Annotated in this window: 16 protein-coding genes; 1 reads left to right on the top strand and 15 read right to left on the bottom strand. The window is 69.8% G+C overall.

Annotation, left to right across the window (positions count from 1 at the left end):
- Positions 1-5: 5 nt before the first annotated feature.
- From dnaE to murC, 10 genes are all read right to left on the bottom strand, one after another.
- Complete coding sequence (dnaE, locus tag ABMQ42_RS07075; protein WP_349722176.1) at positions 6-3524, bottom strand: DNA polymerase III subunit alpha; 3519 nt, start codon at positions 3522-3524, stop codon at positions 6-8.
- 48 nt (positions 3525-3572) lie between these two features.
- The gene (locus tag ABMQ42_RS07080) at positions 3573-4493 is read right to left on the bottom strand and encodes an RluA family pseudouridine synthase (RefSeq protein WP_349722177.1); all 921 of its coding nucleotides are present in this window, start codon (positions 4491-4493) and stop codon (positions 3573-3575) included.
- A 1-nt stretch (position 4494) separates the two neighbouring features.
- On the bottom strand, positions 4495-5034 hold the full coding sequence (locus ABMQ42_RS07085) for a signal peptidase II (protein ID WP_349722179.1): 540 nt from the start codon (positions 5032-5034) through the stop codon (positions 4495-4497).
- A gap of 21 nt (positions 5035-5055) precedes the next feature.
- Positions 5056-5637: a DivIVA domain-containing protein gene (locus tag ABMQ42_RS07090; RefSeq protein ID WP_349722180.1), complete on the bottom strand. Its 582-nt coding sequence runs from the start codon at positions 5635-5637 to the stop codon at positions 5056-5058.
- Positions 5638-5757: 120 nt separating this feature from the next.
- Positions 5758-6060 (bottom strand): YggT family protein, encoded by a 303-nt coding sequence (locus tag ABMQ42_RS07095; protein WP_349722181.1) that lies wholly within the window; start codon positions 6058-6060, stop codon positions 5758-5760.
- 5 nt (positions 6061-6065) lie between these two features.
- Positions 6066-6530 (bottom strand): cell division protein SepF, encoded by a 465-nt coding sequence (locus tag ABMQ42_RS07100; protein ID WP_349722182.1) that lies wholly within the window; start codon positions 6528-6530, stop codon positions 6066-6068.
- A gap of 31 nt (positions 6531-6561) precedes the next feature.
- Complete coding sequence (locus ABMQ42_RS07105) at positions 6562-7248, bottom strand: YggS family pyridoxal phosphate-dependent enzyme (RefSeq protein ID WP_349722183.1); 687 nt, start codon at positions 7246-7248, stop codon at positions 6562-6564.
- A complete protein-coding gene (gene ftsZ, locus ABMQ42_RS07110; RefSeq protein WP_349722184.1) occupies positions 7249-8412 on the bottom strand; it encodes a cell division protein FtsZ in 1164 nt (387 codons plus the stop codon).
- Between the two features lie 179 nt (positions 8413-8591).
- The gene (locus ABMQ42_RS07115; RefSeq protein WP_349722185.1) at positions 8592-9548 is read right to left on the bottom strand and encodes an FtsQ-type POTRA domain-containing protein; all 957 of its coding nucleotides are present in this window, start codon (positions 9546-9548) and stop codon (positions 8592-8594) included.
- Positions 9549-9553: 5 nt separating this feature from the next.
- Positions 9554-10993 (bottom strand): UDP-N-acetylmuramate--L-alanine ligase, encoded by a 1440-nt coding sequence (gene murC, locus ABMQ42_RS07120; RefSeq protein ID WP_349722186.1) that lies wholly within the window; start codon positions 10991-10993, stop codon positions 9554-9556.
- A 67-nt stretch (positions 10994-11060) separates the two neighbouring features.
- Here murC and ABMQ42_RS07125 point away from each other — a divergent pair, with 67 nt between their 5' ends.
- Positions 11061-11420, top strand: coding sequence for a GntR family transcriptional regulator (locus tag ABMQ42_RS07125; RefSeq protein WP_349722187.1), 360 nt, complete (start codon positions 11061-11063; stop codon positions 11418-11420).
- A gap of 6 nt (positions 11421-11426) precedes the next feature.
- Here ABMQ42_RS07125 and ABMQ42_RS07130 read toward each other — a convergent pair whose 3' ends face one another.
- From ABMQ42_RS07130 to ABMQ42_RS07150, 5 genes are read right to left on the bottom strand one after another with little or no spacing between them, the layout of a single operon-like run.
- Positions 11427-12500, bottom strand: a complete 1074-nt coding sequence (locus ABMQ42_RS07130) for a UDP-N-acetylglucosamine--N-acetylmuramyl-(pentapeptide) pyrophosphoryl-undecaprenol N-acetylglucosamine transferase (RefSeq protein ID WP_349722188.1) — start codon at positions 12498-12500, stop codon at positions 11427-11429.
- A gap of 9 nt (positions 12501-12509) precedes the next feature.
- Entirely contained in the window at positions 12510-13721 is a 1212-nt protein-coding gene (gene ftsW, locus ABMQ42_RS07135) for a putative lipid II flippase FtsW (protein WP_349722189.1), read from the bottom strand.
- Positions 13681-15237, bottom strand: coding sequence for a UDP-N-acetylmuramoyl-L-alanine--D-glutamate ligase (gene murD, locus ABMQ42_RS07140; RefSeq protein WP_502884640.1), 1557 nt, complete (start codon positions 15235-15237; stop codon positions 13681-13683). Before murD ends, ftsW begins: the two co-directional genes overlap by 41 nt.
- Complete coding sequence (gene mraY, locus ABMQ42_RS07145) at positions 15219-16328, bottom strand: phospho-N-acetylmuramoyl-pentapeptide-transferase (protein ID WP_349722190.1); 1110 nt, start codon at positions 16326-16328, stop codon at positions 15219-15221. Before mraY ends, murD begins: the two co-directional genes overlap by 19 nt.
- Positions 16325-17737, bottom strand: coding sequence for a UDP-N-acetylmuramoyl-tripeptide--D-alanyl-D-alanine ligase (locus ABMQ42_RS07150; protein WP_349722191.1), 1413 nt, complete (start codon positions 17735-17737; stop codon positions 16325-16327). The genes mraY and ABMQ42_RS07150 overlap by 4 nt, the downstream gene beginning before the upstream one ends.
- Between the last annotated feature and the right edge of the window lie 10 nt (positions 17738-17747).

Consider the following 17747-nt stretch of genomic DNA (forward strand, 5'->3'; position numbering starts at 1 on the left):
AAACGTCACCCTAGGCACTGGGGCCCCAGCAGTCCCTTGAGTTCTCCATAGAGATCCGCGGTGACCCTCACAGGGTGCGGGACCTCGAACACCTTCGCCACGGAGCCGCGGTGAAGCTTGAGAGTCACCTCGGTGTCGCCGCGATGCCGGTCGAGCATCTCGGCGAGTTCGGTCACCAGGCGCTGGGTCGCGCGGTGCTCGGGCATCAGCAGCGTCAGCGGGCCCGAGACATCCACCACCCCCAGATCGGGCACGAACGCCGACTGCGCGTGCAGATTGAGCCCGTCGTCGCGCCGCGACACCCGGCCGCGCACGACGAGGATCGAGTCCGCCTGCAGGAGCGTCGAGAACTCGAGGTAGGTCTTGCCCATGAACATGACCGTGACCTCGCCGTCGAAGTCCTCGACGGTGATCATGCCGTACGGGTTACCACTCGATTTCGCGACGCGATGCTGCACGCTCGTCACGAGTCCCGCGACGGTGACCTGGTCGCCGTCGCGCACGTCCTCGTTCGAGAGCAGGTCGTGGATGTTGGTCGAGGCGTGCTTGGCGAGCGGGATCTCGAGGCCCGCGAGCGGATGGTCGCTCACGTACAGCCCCAGCATCTCGCGCTCGAAGGCGAGCTTGTCCTTCTTGGTCCACTCCGGGCGGTCGGGCACCTTCGCGTCGTGCTGCGGCTCGTCGTCGCCCCAGAGGGAGTCGAAGTCGAACCCCACCTCGCCGTTGGCCTCGCGCCGCTTGTCAAGGACCGCCGCCTCGACCGCGTCCTCGTGGATCTCGACGAGCGCCCGCCGCGTCGCCCCCATGGAGTCGAACGCCCCCGCCTTGACGAGCGACTCGACCGTGCGCTTGTTCGCGACGTGCGTCGGCACCCGGCGGAGGAAGTCGTGGAACGACGCGTACGGCCCCTCGGCGCGTGCCTGCACGATGCCGTCGACGACGTTCGAGCCGACGTTGCGCACGGCCCCGAGGCCGAAGCGGATGTCTTCGCCGACGGCCGCGAAGTACTTGATGGACTCGGACACGTCCGGCGGGAGGACGTGGATGCCCATCCGACGGCACTCGTTGAGGTACAGCGCGAGCTTGTCACGGGAGTCGCCGACGCTGGTCAGGAGTGCTGCCATGTACTCGGCCGGGTAGTGCGCCTTCAGGTACGCGGTCCAGTACGAGACGAGACCGTAGGCGGCCGAGTGCGCTTTGTTGAACGCGTAGTCGGAGAAGGGCAGCAGGATGTCCCACAGCGCCTTGATGGCTCCCTCGCCGTAGCCGCGGTCGATCATGCCCTGGTGGAAGCCCGCGTACTGCTTGTCGAGCTCGGACTTCTTCTTCTTGCCCATCGCGCGGCGCAGGATGTCTGCCTGGCCGAGCGAGAAGCCGGCGACCCGCTGCGCGATGGCCATGACCTGCTCCTGGTAGATGATCAGACCGTAGCTGGTCTCCAGGATGTCTTTCAGCGGCTCTTCGAGCTCGGGGTGGATCGGCGAGATCTCCTGCTGGCCGTTCTTGCGCAGCGCGTAGTTGATGTGCGAGTTGGCGCCCATCGGACCCGGCCGGTACAGGGCGATGACGGCCGAGATGTCTTCGAAGTTGTCGGGCTTCATGAGCCGCAGCAGCGAGCGCATCGGCCCGCCGTCGAGCTGGAAGACGCCGAGCGTGTCGCCACGGGTCAGCAGCGCGTACGACTCCGCGTCATCGAGCGGCAGCTCTTCGAGCACCAGCGGGTGGCCGCGGTTGGCCTCGATGTTGTCGAGGGCGTCATTGATGATGGTGAGGTTGCGCAGCCCCAGGAAGTCCATCTTGATCAGACCCAGCGTCTCGCACGACGGATAGTCGAACTGGGTGACGATCTGGCCGTCCTGCTCCCGCTTCATGATCGGGATGATGTCGGTCAGCGGGTGGCTCGACATGATCACGCCCGCGGCGTGCACGCCCCACTGGCGCTTCAGGTTCTCCAGGCCCACGGCCGTGTCGAACACGGTCTTGGCCTCGGGGTCGGTCTCGATGACCGTGCGGAACTCGGAGGCCTCCTTGTAGCGGGGATGCTGGGGGTCGAACATCCCGTTCAGCGGCATGTCCTTGCCCATCACCGCGGGCGGCATCGCCTTCGTAAGCTTCTCGCCCATGCTGAACGGGAAGCCGAGGACGCGGCCCGCGTCTTTCAGCGCCTGCTTGGCCTTGATGGTGCCGTAGGTGACGATCTGCGCGACCCGGTCGTCGCCGTACTTCTCGGTGACGTACTGGATGACCTCGCCGCGGCGGCGGTCGTCGAAGTCGACGTCGAAGTCGGGCATCGACACGCGGTCGGGGTTCAGGAACCGCTCGAAGATGAGGCCGTGGTTGAGCGGATCGAGGTCGGTGATGCGCATCGCGTACGCGGCCATCGAGCCGGCGCCCGAGCCGCGGCCCGGACCCACGCGGATGCCGTTGTCCTTCGCCCAGTTGATGAAGTCGGCGACCACGAGGAAATAGCCCGGGAAGCCCATCTGCGCGATGACGCCGCACTCGTAGTCGGCTTGCTTGCGCACCGCGTCGGGGATGCCGCTCGGGTACCGGAAGTGGAGGCCCTTCTCGACCTCCTTGAGGAACCAGCTCTCCTCGGTCTCGCCGTCGGGCACGGGGTAGCGCGGCATGTAGTTGGCGCCGGTGTTGAACTCGACGTTGCAGCGCTCGGCGATCAGGAGCGTGTTGTCGCACGCGCCGGGGCGCTCACGGAACATCTGGCGCATCTCGGCCGGCGACTTGATGTAGTAGCCGTCGCCGTCGAACTTGAAGCGTTTGGGGTCGTCGAGCGTGGAGCCCGACTGCACGCACAGCAGCGCGGAGTGGCTGGTCGCGTCGTGCTGGTGCGTGTAGTGCGAGTCGTTGGTCGCCAGCAGCGGGATGCGCAGGTCCTTCGCGATCTTCAGCAGGTCGTCGACGATGCGCCGCTCGATGGAGAGCCCATGATCCATGAGCTCGCAGAAGTAGTTGTCGCGCCCGAAGATGTCCTGGAACTCGGCAGCGGCAGCGCGCGCCGCCTCGTACTGGCCCAGTCGCAGCCGGGTCTGGATCTCACCCGACGGGCAGCCCGTCGTCGCGATCAGGCCCTTGTGGTAGTCCTGCAGGATCTCGCGGTCCATGCGCGACTTGAAGTAGTAGCCCTCCAGGCTCGCCAGGCTCGACAGCCGGAACAGGTTGTGCATGCCCTCGGTCGTCTCGCTGAGCAGCGTCATGTGCGTGTAGGCGCCCGAGCCCGACACGTCGTCGTCGTTCTGCTCGGGTGTGCCCCAGCGCACGCGCGACTTGTCGGAGCGGTGCGTGCCCGGCGTGACGTACGCCTCGATGCCGATGATCGGCTTGATGCCCGCCGCGTTCGCGGCCCGGTAGAACTCGAACGCGGCGAAGGTGTTGCCGTGGTCGGTCACCGCGATCGCCGGCATCTCGAGTCGCGCGGCCTCCGCGACCATCTCGGTGATGCGGGCCGCACCGTCGAGCATCGAGTACTCGCTGTGCACGTGCAGGTGAACGAAAGAGTCGGATGCCACGGCTTCGAGTCTACGTACCGGCTCCGACGCTCGCGCCTGCCACGCGGCTCACTCGGCGCGCAGCACGTCCAGCGCGTGCTGGAAGTCGTCCGGGTACGGCGATGTGAACGACATCCACTCCCCCGTTCCGGGGTGTTCGAAGCCCAGGCGATGAGCGTGCAGCCACTGCCGGTTCAGGCCGAGCCGGGCGGAGAGCGTGGGGTCGGCGCCGTACAGCGGGTCGCCCACGCACGGATGCCGGTGGGCCGCCATGTGCACGCGGATCTGGTGGGTGCGGCCGGTCTCGAGGTGGATCTCGAGCAGGGATGCCCCGCGGAACGCCTCGATGGTCTCGTAGTGCGTGACCGAGTCCTTGCCGTCGGGAGTGACCGCGAACTTCCACGGGTGGCTGCGATGCCGCCCGATGGGGGCGTCGATGGTGCCGGCGAGGGGGTCGGGGTGCCCCTGGACGACGGCGTGGTAGATCTTCTCGACCGTGCGCTCCTTGAACGCGCGCTTGAGCGCGACGTACGCGCGCTCGCTGGAGGCCACGACCATCAGGCCGCTGGTACCGGCGTCGAGCCGGTGGACGATCCCCTGACGCTCGGCGGGGCCGCTCGTCGCCGTGCGGAAGCCGGCGGCGGCGAGGGCGCCCAGGACCGTCGGCCCTTCCCAGCCGAGCGAGGGGTGTGCGGCCACGCCCGCCGGCTTGTCCACGACGATGATGTCGTCGTCGCTGTACACGATCCCCAGCTCGGGCACCGCCATCGGCACGACCTGGGGCTCGCTCTTGGGCGTCCAGCTCACCTCGAGCCAACTGCCCGCGTGCAGGCGGTCGGACTTGCCCAGCGCCCTGCCGTCGGCCAGGACGCCGCCGGCGTCGGCCACCTCGGCCGCGAAGGTGCGCGAGAATCCGAGCATCTTCGCCAGCGCGGCATCCACCCGCGTGCCCTCGAGCCCGTCAGGCACCGGGATCGTGCGCGACTCCATGTCAGTCCTCGTCGGCGGGCGCGGTCTTGACGCGCGGGCGGCCGTCGAGGCGCACGCCGATCAGCACGAGGATCGCGACGCCGACCATCATCGTGGTGATGAACATGTCGGCGACGTTGTAGGTGGCCGGCATCATCCACGGCGTGTTGATGAAGTCGACGACGTGGCCCACGCCGAATCCGGGCTCACGGATGAGCCGATCGGTGAGGTTGCCGAGGACGCCGCCCAGAAGGAGACCCAGGATGACCGTCCAGGCCCGGGAGCGCACCCGCGTCCCGACGAGCCAGATGATCACGAGGGCGACGACCGCGAGTGCGATCGTGAACACCCAGGTCACGTTCTCGCCGAAGGAGAAGGCGGCCCCGGCGTTGGTGATGCGGAAGAAGATCAGGAAGTCGCCGATGACGTGCACCGGCTGCTCGAGGGGAAGGTGCTGCAGTGCGAGGTACTTGGTGAACTGGTCGGCGGCCAGCACCAGCGCTGCGAGGATCACAACGATGGTGCCGGCCGCCGCCGTACGCAGTGGTGCGCGACCGGTCAAGGGACTGAGCCCGCGACGGGGCTAGAGGCCCGCCGAGACCGGCGTCGCACCCGAGCTGGTGCCCGTGGTCTCGAGGTCGCGGAGCTTGCCCTCGATGTAGCTGCGCAGCTGCGAGCGGTAGTCGCTCTCGAACTTCTGCAGCTCGGCGATGCGGCCTTCGAGCGCGCCGCGCTCCTTCTCGAGCCGGGCGATCTCGTCACGACCGCGGGCCTCCGCGTCGGAGACGATGGCCGCGGCCTGCGATCGCGCGTCGGCGATGAGCTTGTCGCGCTGGGACTTGCCCTCGGCCACGTGCTCGTCGTGCAGACGCTGGGCGAGTTCGATGATGCTCGCGCTCTGCGTCGCGCCGTCGGCCGTGCTCACCGCAGGGGCGGCGACGACGGGAGCGGGCGCGGGTGCGGGAGCCGCCTGGACCGGGGCCGCGGCCTCACCGGACTCGTAGGCGGCGAGCTTCGCCTTCAGCTCCTCGTTCTCGGCCAGTGCCTTGCGCCACTCGACCACGATCTCGTCGAGGAAGTCATCGACCTCGTCCGGGTCGAAGCCCTCCTTGAACCGGACGTGTTGGAACTGCTTGGTGACGACGTCATCCGGAGACAGTGGCATTTCTTCCTCTTTCGGGCTCGTTTGGGCAATGAATCTGCTTGGCCGATGCCAGGGCGACCGGCCGGGGTCGGTCGCTTCACGCAAGCATAGTCGTCGGTCCCGGCCGACGCGAAGGTGCGGTCATATGACGGAAAGCGCGCCGGTGATCGACATCAGCACGAAGCACACCACGATCACGATGGTGAAGGAGAGGTCGATGGCGACCGGACCCACGCGCAGCGGACGGATGAAACGGCGGAGGAACCGCAGCGGAGGGTCGGTGATCGTGTACACGACCTCGGCGAAGATCAGACCGGCGCCCCGCGGCCGCCAGCCGCGGTTGACCATCGGGATGATGTCGAGGATCATCCGTGCGAACAGCACCAGGACGTAGAGCAGGAGGAGGACGTTGACGATCCCCGCGATCAGCCGGACTGCTCCCACGGCTGCTACGACTGCGAGAAGGGCGCGACGTCCGGATCGGCCTGGGCCACCGTGCCGTCGCCCGAGAGCGCCACGTTCTCCGGCGACAGCAGGAACACCTTGCTGGTCACGCGCTCGATGCGCCCGTGCAGGCCGAGCGAGAGTCCGCTCGCGAAGTCGACGAGACGACGTGCGTCCGCGTCGCTCATCTGCGACAGGTTGATGATGACCGGGATGCCCTCGCGGAAGTTCTCGGCGATCAGCTGCGCGTCGCGATACTGCTTGGGGTGGACCGTGAGGATCTCGGTCACGGCGCTCGGCGCGGGCTGGCGCACCACGGCCGGGCGATGGATCGGGGTCACGGGAGCGGCCTTCTCGACGCTCTTCGCGGTGCTGCGAGGCGCCGGCTGCGGCGCCTGCTCCTCTTCGTAGACCTCTTCTTCGTCGGCCAGGCCCAGGTACACCATGGTCTTCTTGAGCGGGTTCGACATCGCATCCTCCGTTTGCTCGTCTGTTTCGAGGCTAAATGTGCAGGGGTCGCTCGCCCGTGATTGCCGAGCCGATCCGTAGGTGTGTCGCGCCCGCGGCGATCGCCTCAGGGAAGTCGGCGGTCATCCCCGCGGAGATCCACTCCGCGTCCGGGACGACGCTCCGCAGTCGGCGGGAGCATTCGGCCAGGCGCGCGAAGGCCGGCGCGGCCGGCGCGTCGAGCGGCGCGACCGCCATCACCCCGCGGACGCGCAGGGTGGGGCATCCCGCCGCCACGTGCTCGGCGAGGGCCTCGAGCTCGGCGGGTTCGACGCCGCCGCGGCCGGGATCGTCGGTCAGGTTGACCTGCAGCAGCACCTCGAGCACGTCGCCGTCCTCACCGACGCGGTCGAGGGCGTCGGCGAGACGCGGGCGGTCGACCGAGTGGACGAGGGATGCCGCGGCCCGGATCGCCCGGGCCTTCTTGGTCTGCGCCTGCCCGATGAAGTGCCAGCGCAGATCGGCGAGCCCGGCGAGCTCCTCCGTCTTCGCCGTCAGCTCCTGCTGCCGGTTCTCCCCCACGTCGCGGACCCCGAGACGGTAGAGGTCTGCGACGAGGGAGGCCGGATGGAACTTCGTGACGACGATGCGGGTGATCTCACCGGGATCGCGCCCGGACGCGCGCGCCGCATCCGCGATGCGCGCGTCGACCGCGGCGAGCCGGGTGGCGAGATCGTCCACTTACTTCAGGAAGTCGGGGATGTCGAGATCGTCGTCGCCGAAGGCCGAGTCGTACGCCGTGTCGGCGACGACCGCCACGGGCACCGACTCCGGCTTCTTCGCGGTCGCGGTCGCGCTCTCGTCCTCGCTCGCGCGCGCCGCCTCGGCGGCGGGCACGTCGGGCAGGGCGGGGGCCTCCGGACGCTGCAGGCTCATCGGCTCGATGCGCGCCTGCGGCTCGCCGCCGTCGAACCCTGCGGCGATCACCGTCACCCGCACCTCGTCGCCGAGCGTGTCGTCGATGACGGTGCCGAAGATGATGTTCGCCTCGGGGTGCGCGGCCTCCTTGACCAGCTGCGCGGCGTCGTTGATCTCGAAGATGCCCAGGTTCGATCCGCCCTGGATCGACAGCAGCACACCGTGCGCGCCCTCGATCGATGCTTCGAGCAGCGGCGATTCGACGGCCAGCTCGGCCGCCTTGATCGCCCGGTCGGCACCGCGGGCCGACCCGATGCCCATGAGGGCGGATCCGGCTCCCTGCATGACCGACTTGACGTCGGCGAAGTCGAGGTTGATGAGGCCGGGCGTCGTGATGAGGTCGGTGATGCCCTGGACACCGGCGAGGAGCACCTGGTCGGCCGTCGCGAACGCCTCGATCATGGAGATGCCGCGGTCGCTGATCTCGAGCAGCCGGTCGTTGGGCACGACGATGAGGGTGTCGACCTCTTCCTTCAGGCGGGCCACACCGCCCTCGGCCTGACTCTGCCGACGACGCCCCTCGAACGAGAACGGCTTGGTGACGACACCGATCGTCAGTGCGCCGATCGACTTCGCGATCTTGGCGACGACGGGTGCGCCGCCGGTGCCCGTGCCGCCGCCCTCACCCGCGGTGACGAAGACCATGTCGGCCCCCGCGAGGGCCTCTTCGATCTCCTCCGCGTGATCCTCGGCGGCGCGACGGCCCACCTCGGGGTCGGCACCCGCGCCGAGGCCTCGGGTCAGCTCGCGACCGACGTCCAGCTTGACGTCGGCGTCGCTCATCAGCAGCGCCTGCGCGTCGGTGTTGATCGCGATGAACTCCACGCCCCGCAGCCCAAGCTCGATCATGCGGTTGACGGCGTTGACTCCGCCGCCGCCGACGCCGACCACCTTGATCACTGCGAGGTAGTTCTGGTTCTGGCTCATGCCGGCCTCCGTCTCGTCCCGAACCAAGCTCTTAAACCTTCAACCTCACCTAGAGGCTTAAAGAATTGCCCGGTATGCAATTCCTTCTCGTTGAAGGTAAGCGGCACCGCGCCTGCCGGACGGCACATGCTGGGCGTGTCGCGATTTGCGGGCCGAACTCGAAAGCTCAGGATGAGACTTCAGCGCACGAGCACGGCGTCGGGGCTGGACACGTCGTACGAGCTGACCTTCGACGGCGGCTTGGCCTTCATCAGCGTCTGCAGCACCACGCCCTTGCGCGCCGACTCGTCGGCGCTGCCCCACACCACCTTCGTGCCGGTCGCGCCGAGCGTCAGCGTCACGTCGTCGGGTGTGGTGGCCGACACGGCCGTGACCTTCGCACGGATCGCCTCCGGCAGCGACCGAATCACCTGACCGGCCGAGCGGAAGGCCTCCGACGAGGTGCCGCCGTCGATCGACAGCACAGGAAGGGACTTCGGCTTCGCGGATGCCGTCGACAGCGCCACCCCGGCGGCGTCGACGACGGTGTACCCCGCGGAGGACTTCACCGCTCCCACCGGGGTCCGCTCGACGATCCGGACCACGAGTTCATGCGGCGGCTGCGCCTGGAGCGTGTAGGTCTCCACGAGCGGGAACCGCACCAGCGCGGCCTTCACCGCCGCTTCGTCGACGAGCGGGAGCGGCGTGCCCAGCTGTCCCTTCAGCGCCGCGACCACCTGCGCCTCGTCGAGGGCGGAGGTGCCGACGACGCGGATCTCGCGCACGGCGAACAGCGGACTGTACGCCGCGCCGAACGAGCCCGCGACGAACAGCACGACGGCACCCAGTGCGCTCAGCCACACGATGCGACGGCGGCGCTGACGCGCCGTGAAGCGGCGCACCTCCGCGCGCAGCGCCCGGCGGCGCGCACGGGATGCCCGCCACACGTCGCGCCACCGCACGTGCTCGCCCGGCTCCGCCGGCGCCGCGGCGGCGTCGCGGGCGGCGGGTGCGGCATCCCCTCCCGTCGTCAGCGGGATGATGGGCGCCGTGGCCTCCGCCTCGACCTCGACCTGCTCGGGCTCGATCGCCGGTGGCTCGGGCTGCTTCGGGCGCTCCACCCGGGGCGGAGCGGGCAGGGGCGTCGGCCGGCGCATCCGGGCTACTCCCCCGTCGCCGCCGTGATCGTGCCGGTCGCGGGCTCGACGCCCTCGCCCGCGGCCAGCGCCTGCAGCACCTGCGGAATGATGAGGTACACGTTGCCGCAGCCGAGCGTGATGATGTAGTCGCCGGCGCGCGCCACGGAGGCGGTGTAGTCGGCGGCCTCCTGCCAGTCGGCGACGAAGTGCACGCGCGACGCGTCGGCGAAGTCGTCGCTGACGAGCCGGCCGGTCACGCCGGGGACCGGGTCTTCCCGCGCACCGTACACGTCGAGCACGACGGTGTGGTCGGCGCGCGACTCGAGCACCTCGGCGAACTCGCGGTGCATCTGCTGGGTGCGCGAGTAGGTGTGCGGCTGGTGCAGGGCGATGATGCGCCCTTCGCCGATCACGGTGCGCGCCGCGTCGAGCGCCGCGGCCACCTCTGTCGGGTGGTGGGCGTAGTCGTCGTACACGCTGACGCCGCGCTCGATGCCGTGCAGCTCGAACCGGCGCACCGTGCCCGTGAAGCCGGTGACCGCCGCCGCGGCCGCCGCGAGGTCGAAGCCCAGCGTGAGGAGTACGGCGACGACTCCGGCCGCGTTCAGCGCATTGTGCGCGCCGGGGATCGCCAGTCGCACGTGCACCGAGGCGCCCGCGTGCGTCAGGGTGAAGGCGACCGGCCCGTCGGTGGTCACATCCGTCACGCGCACGTCGGCGTCGGGCGCCGTGCCGAAGGTGACGACGTTCGCATGGGTGAGGGCGCGGGAGACGCGCTGTGCGCCGGGATCGTCGGACGAGATCACCACGGCCTCGCGCGCCCTGTCGGCGAACGCGGCGAAGGCCGCGTAGAACGCGTCGGCCGTGCCGTAGTGGTCGAGGTGGTCGGGGTCGACGTTGGTGATGAGGGCGACCGAGGTGTCGTAGAGCAGGAACGTGCCGTCGGACTCGTCGGCCTCGATCACGAAGAGGTCGTCGGATCCCGTGCCGCTCGAGACGCCGAGCTGGGCGATCACGCCGCCGTTGACGAACGTCGGATCGGCATCGAGCGACCGCAGGGCCGTGACGATCATGCCGGTCGAGGTGGTCTTGCCGTGCGCACCGGCGACCGAGACCAGGCGGCGGCCGCCGATGATCCAGTGCAGCGCCTGTGAGCGGTGGATGACGGCCAGCCCCCGTTCTTTCGCGGTGACGTACTCGGGGTTCTCGGGCCAGATCGCGCCGGTGTGGATGACGGTGTCGGCGTCGCCCAGGTGCGCCGCGTCGTGCCCGATGTGCACCTCGGCGCCGAGCTCGGCGAGAGCGCGGAGATTCGCACTGTCGGCACGATCAGAGCCGGAGACCCGGATGCCGCGGGCCAGGAACATGCGCGCGAGGCCCGACATCCCCGAACCGCCGATGCCGATGAAGTGCGCGGCCCGGATCTCGTCGGGGATGGGGAGGGTCAAATCGGGTCTGATCATGTCGCCTCCATCCTAGGTTGGCCCGTCGATACGCCCGGTCGTGGCGCGCTGGGAGGATGCTGGAGGCATGTTCACCGTCGATCCCTCCAGCCCCACGCCGCCGTTCGAGCAGCTGCGTGCACAGTTCGTCGACGCCGTCACGTCGGGCGAGCTCGCCCCCGGCGAGCGGCTACCCACCGTGCGGCGCCTCGCCGACGACCTGGGCGTGGCGCCCGGCACCGTCGCGCGCGCCTATCGCGAGCTCGAGACGGCCGGCGTCATCGAGACCCGCGGCCGCGCCGGCAGCTTCGTGAGCCTGGACCGTGACCCGATCCGGCAGCAGGCGCAGCGCGCGGCGGCGGCGTTCGTCGAGCAGATCCGCTCTCTCGGGCTTGATGCCGACGAGGCGCTGCAGATCGCCGCGGCCGCGCTGCGCGCGCAGGCCTGAGGGGTCTCAGCGCCCGAGCGCGCGGTCGATCAGAGCGATGACGTTCTCGGTTCCGGTGCGGATGCCCGTGGATGCCGCAGCAGCCCGCATCGCCGCCAGCGCCGCCTCGTCGTCCAGAAGCGAGACGATCTCGTCGCGCACGAGGTCGAGAGTGAACTCCGCATCGGGGACGAGCCGTGCCGCCCCTGCGCGCACCGCCGAGGCCGCGTTCAGGCTCTGCTCGCCGTTGCCCACCGCATACGGCACGTACACGGCCGGGATCCCCAGCGCGCTGATCTCGCTGACTGTGGCCGCCCCCGATCGTGACACGATGAGGTCGGCCAGGGCGAACGCGAGGTCCATGCGGTCGATGTAGCGGTGCAGCGCATAGCCCTCCACCTCGGGGTCGGGCAGCTCACTGCGCTCCCCCGTCACATGCAGCAGCTGCCACCCGGCGCCGAGGATGTCGCGCCAGGCACCGCCGAACGCCTCGTTGAGCCGCCGGGCACCCAACGAGCCGCCGAACACGAGCACCGTCGGCCGCGCGGCGTCGAGCCCGAAGAACTCGGCGGCCTCGCTCCGGACCGCCGCACGATCGAGATCGACGATCTCGCGGCGCAGCGGCATCCCCACCACCTCTCCGTCACGCAGGCGCGTGCCGTCGAAGGCGACGCCCACCGCGGCCGCGCGGCGCGCGCCCAGCACGTTGGCCAGCCCGGGCTTCGCGTTGGCCTCGTGCACGACGACCGGCACGCCCTCGCGGCGCGCGGCGACGTACGCGGGGGCGGCCGCATAGCCGCCGAAGCCGACCACCACGTCGACGCCGCGCTCGCGGATGTGCGCACGGACCTGCAGGATCGCCCGGCGGAAGCGGGCGGGGAAGGCCGCGGCATCCCGATTCGGCCTGCGCGGGAACGGGACCTTGTCGACGAACAGCAGCTCGTACCCGCGCTCGGGTACGAGCCGGGCCTCCAGCCCCTCGCGGGTGCCGAGCACCAGCACCTCGGCGTCACTCTCACGGCGGCGCAGGCCGTCGGCGACCGCCAGCAGCGGGTTCACGTGCCCGGCGGTGCCTCCGCCGGCCAGAAGATACGTCGTCACCCAGAGAGACTAACCGGTCACGGCCGGTCGCTTCGCCGGCAGCGTGCGCGCGAACGACAGCAGCACGCCGCAGGCGAGCAGCGTGGACAGCAGCGAGGTACCGCCCTGCGACATGAACGGCAACGGCACGCCGAGCACCGGGAACAGACGCAGCACGACGCCGATGTTCAGGAGCGCCTCGCCGACGATCCAGACGGTGATCGCACCCGACACGATGCGCACGAACGGATCGTTCGTGCGCCGGATGACGTGGAACGCGCCGACGGCGAACAGCGCGAACAGGACGAGCACCACGCAGCAGCCGATGAGGCCCAGCTCTTCGCCGACGATCGCGAAGATGTAGTCGTTGGCCGCCGCGGGCAGCCAGTCGTACTTCTGCTTCGAGTTACCCAGGCCCAGCCCGAACACGCCGCCGCTGGCCAGCCCCCAGATGCCGTGCAGGGGCTGATAGCACTTGTCGAAGTAGTCGGTGCACTGCGCATCGAGGAACGTCATGATGCGCGACATGCGGTTGGGGCTGGTGACCGCGAGCACCGCGACGCCGACCACCGAGAGGAGCGCCGGGAGGATGAAGATGCGCAGCTTGACGCCCGAGAAGAACAGCGCCGACAGCACGATGAGCACGAGGATCATCGCGGTGCCGAGGTCGTGCCCGGCCATGACCGTCGCGATCACCGCGATCGAGACGGGCACCAGCGGGATGAACACATGCCGCCACAGCCCCAGCAGGGTCTGCTTGCGGAACAGCACGTAGCCCAGCCACAGCGCGAGAGCGAGCTTGAGCAGCTCGGACGGCTGCGCCTGGAGTCCGGCGATGCGGATCCAGTTCGTGTTCCCGTCGTTGTTGATGCCCAGCGGGGTGAACACCAGCATCTGGAACGCCGTGGCGGCGATGAGCGCGGGCCACGCGATCTTCTTCCAGAACGACACCGAGAAGCGGCTGGCCACGAGCATCATCGGAACGCCGATCGCGGCGAACACCGCCTGCTTGGCGAGCGCCTCATACGGTTGATCGCCGTTGGCCGAGCCCACCGCCGACGTCGCCGAGAGCACCATCACCAGACCGAAACCGGTCAGCATCAGCGCCGTCGACAGGATCAGCAGGAACTCGCTGGGCACCGGGGCGAACACGCGCCCCAGGACGACGCGGGCCGACAGCGGCCGACGCCCCTCGGGCTCGTCAGCGGCCCCGTGCGGAGGACGGATCGTCGTGCTGGTCATCGTCCCCCTTCGCGAGCAGCTCGTGCACGGCGGCGGCGAAACGCGACCCCCGGTCGGCGTAGGACGAGAACTGGTCGAAAGACGCCGCGGCCGGAGCGAGGAGAACCACGTCACCGTCAGCGGCGATTCCGGTCGCGATCTCGACGACCCGCGCCATGACATCCTCAGTCTCGCCGCCCGCGACCTCCACCACCGGCACCGCCGGCGCGTGTCGCGCGAACGCCGCCACGACCGGGGCGCGGTCGACCCCGATGACGATGGCGGCTTTCGCGGCCGGTCCTCGGCTCGCGACGAGGTCACTGATGTCGACACCCTTCAGCAGGCCGCCGACGACCCACACCGCGCCCGGATACGCGGCGAGCGATGAGGCCGCCGCATGCGGGTTCGTGGCCTTGGAGTCGTCGACCCACGTGACGCCATTCGCGGTCGCGACGATCTCGATGCGGTGCGCGTCCAGCCGAAAGCCGCTCAGCGCCTCGCGGATGGCGGCCGGTGCGACGTCGAGCGAACGCGCCAGCGCCGCGGCGGCCAGCGCGTTGGCGACGATGTGCGGCGCGGCGAGTCCCTGGGCGGCGAGGTCCTCGAGGGTGCACAGCTCGAGCGCAGTGGTGCGGCGCTCGTCGAGGAACGCACGATCGACCAGGATGCCGTCGACGACGCCGAGATCGCTGGGACCGGGCACATCCAGCCCGAAGCCGATGGCGCGGGCTCCCTCGACGACGTCGGCCTCTTCGACCATCCGCCGGGTGGCGACATCGGCCCGGTTGTACACGCACGCGACGCGCGTGTTCGCGTACACGAACGACTTCGCCTCACGGTAGGCCTCGAACGAGCCGTGCCACTGCAGATGGTCGGGCGCGAGGTTCAGGCACACGCTCGCGTGCGGCGAGACCGGGTCGGGTCCGGCGATCTGATGGGACAGATACCAGAGCTGATGGCTCGAGACCTCGACCACGAGCACGTCGAAGCCCGCGGGGTCGCGCACCGCATCGAGCACCGGGATGCCGATGTTGCCGCAGGGCGCCGCGCGCAGTCCGCCCGCGACGAGCATCGCCGCGGTCATCTGCGTGGTCGTGGTCTTGCCGTTGGTGCCCGTGATGAGCACCCAGTCGGCAGGGCGCCCGTCGGCGCGGGTGACCTTGTCGCGCACGCGCCAGGCGACCTCCAGGTCGCCCCAGAGCGGGATGCCGCTCTCGAGCGCCCAGCGGATGACGGGATGGTGCGGCGCGAAGCCCGGCGAGGCAACGACCACCTCCGGCCCGAAGGCGCGCAGTTCGTCGGGCACCGCGTCGAGCGGCCCCTCGTGCAGTCGGGCGCCGATCACCGGCAGCAGCCGGGCGTACTCGTCGGACGCGCTCTCGGTGACCACGAGCACGTCGGCGCCGAGCTCGGCGAGGGTGTCGGCGACGGAGAATCCCGTGACCGACAGGCCGAGCACCGCGACGCGCAAGCCCTTCCAATCGGCATGCCAGCTGGTGAGTGCGGCGAGGCGCCCGGTCATGTCAGCGACAGCCATTCCACGTAGAAGAGGCCGATGCCCGTCACCGCGAGGATCCCCGCGATGATCCACATCCGCACCACGATGGTGATCTCCGGCCAGCCGCGCATCTCGAGGTGATGGTGGAAGGGGCTCATCAGGAAGAGCCGCTTGCCGCGCGTGGCCTTGAAGTAGATCCGCTGCAGGATCACCGATCCCGGACCGATGATGAAGGCGCCGGCGATGAGGGCGGCGAGGATCTCGGTGTGCGACAGGATCGACATCGCGGCGATGACGCCGCCGATCGCCATCGAGCCCACATCGCCCATGAACACCTTGGCCTTCGGGGCGTTCCACCACAGGAACCCGACCAGGGCGCTGACGAAGGATGCCGCGACGATCGTGAGGTCGAGCGGATCGCGGGTCGTGTAGCAGGCCGGCTGATAGGCGGTCAGGAGCGCCGCGTCGGCGCACGACTGCTGGAACTGCCAGAAGGTGGCCAGGCTCATCGCGGCGATCGTGAAGATGCCGATGCCGGTGGCCAGCCCGTCGAGCCCGTCGGTCACGTTCGTGCTGTTCGACCACGCGACGCCGAGGAAGCTGATCCAGATCAGGTAGAGGATCCATCCGACGATCGCACCGAGGGCGAACAGATTCAGGACCGGGATGTCGCGGAACAGCGAGATGAAGCCGGACCCGGGCGTCTGGTTGTAGGCGTCGGGGAAGTTCATCGCCATGATGCCGAACGGCACGGTGACGATGACCTGGCCGAGCACCTTCGGCCAGCCGCTGAGACCCAGGCTGCGCTGTTTGCGCACCTTCATGAAGTCGTCGATGAAGCCGACGACGCCGAAGCCCACCATCATCCAGATGACGAGCCACCCCGACACGGTCGGCGGTGTGTTGCCGGTGTAGCAGCCCACGAGGTAGCCGACGATGCTGCCGGCGATGAAGATCGTGCCGCCCATCGTGACGGTGCCGCGTTTGGCGGCGTGGCTCGGGTTGTGCGGGTCTTCGGGCGTGCGGATGACCTGCCCCCAGCCCCACTTGCGGAACAGGCGCATGAAGACCGGTGTCAGGAAGAGCGTGAACGCGAGCGAGACCGCTGCCGCTGTCAGGAGGGACCTCACGAGAACGATTCTCCCAGACGATCGCCGAGGAACCGGAGCCCCGCGGAGTTGGACGACTTCACCAGCACCCGGTCGCCGTCGCGCAGCTCGGTGAGCAGGTAGTCGTAGGCCTCATCGGCCGTGGCGAAGAACACGGCCTCGTCATCCCACGAGCCTTCCCCGACCGCGGCGAGGTAGAGCCGGCGCGCCTCGGCGCCGATCACGACGATGCGCTGGATGCGCAGCCGCACGGCCAGCTCGCCGATGCGGTCGTGCTCCTCGCCGGCGTACTCGCCGAGCTCGCTCATCGCGCCGAGGACGGCCACCGTGCGCTCGTTCGGGCCGGTGATCTGCGCGAGCGTGCGCAACGCGGCGGCCATCGAGTCGGGGCTCGCGTTGTACGCGTCGTTGATGATGCGCACCCGGTCGCCGCCCAGCGGCTGCATGCGCCACCGCTCCGCCAGCTCGACCGTCTCGAGCCGCGCGACGGCGTCACGCGGGTCGACGCCCAGCGCCACGGCGGCGGTCAGTGCGGCCATCGCGTTCCACACGTGGTGCGCGCCGAGCACGCGCAGGTGCAGCGGCAGGCGCGCGCCGTCGACGACGAGCGTGCAGCGGGTGCCCGCGGCATCCGTCTCGATCTCCTCGGCACGCACATCGGCCGCCGGAACACTGCCGAATCGGCGCACGCTCAGCCCCCGGTCGTCGGCGATCGTCGCCATCGCCGCGACGCGCGCGTCGTCGGCATTGAGCACGGCGACACCGCCCGGGCGCACGGCCTGCACGAGCTCGGCCTTGGCCGCAGCGGTCCCCTCGATGCCGCCGAAGCCGCCGGCGTGGGCCATGCCGACCATCAGCACGACGCCGACGTCGGGCGTGACGAGCCCCGCCAGGTGGGCGATCGCGCCGGGCCCGGAGGCCCCGAACTCGCAGACCAGGTAACGCGTGGCATCCGTCACCCGCAGCATCGTGAGCGGGGCACCCACCTCGTTGTTGAACGATGCGCGCGGAGCGACGGTCTCACCCTCGTCCTGCAGGATGCGCGCCAGCAGATTCTTGGTGGTGGTCTTGCCGTTCGAGCCGGTGATGCCCACGACCTTCAGCCGGCCCTGTGCACGCACGCGTGCCACCACCTCGCGTGCGAGGTCCGCCAGCGCCTGCACGGCGTCGGCCACGACGACCTGCGAGACCTGCTCGTCGACGGTGCGCTCGACGATGGCGACCGCGGCGCCGTTCGAGACGGCGGCGCCGACGAAGAGATGGCCGTCGGTGACCTCGCCGGGCTTGGCGACGAACACGCCGCCGGAGTCGATGAGGCGCGAGTCGGTGTCGACACCGCCGGTGACGACGGTGTCTTCCGTATCGGCGCCTGCCAGGTGCAGGCTGCCCGACACGGCGTGGGCGATCTGGGCGAGAGTGAGGGCGATCATGAGTCTGGGG

Source organism: Microbacterium sp. KR10-403, assembly GCF_040196215.1.
Lineage (GTDB): Bacteria > Actinomycetota > Actinomycetes > Actinomycetales > Microbacteriaceae > Microbacterium.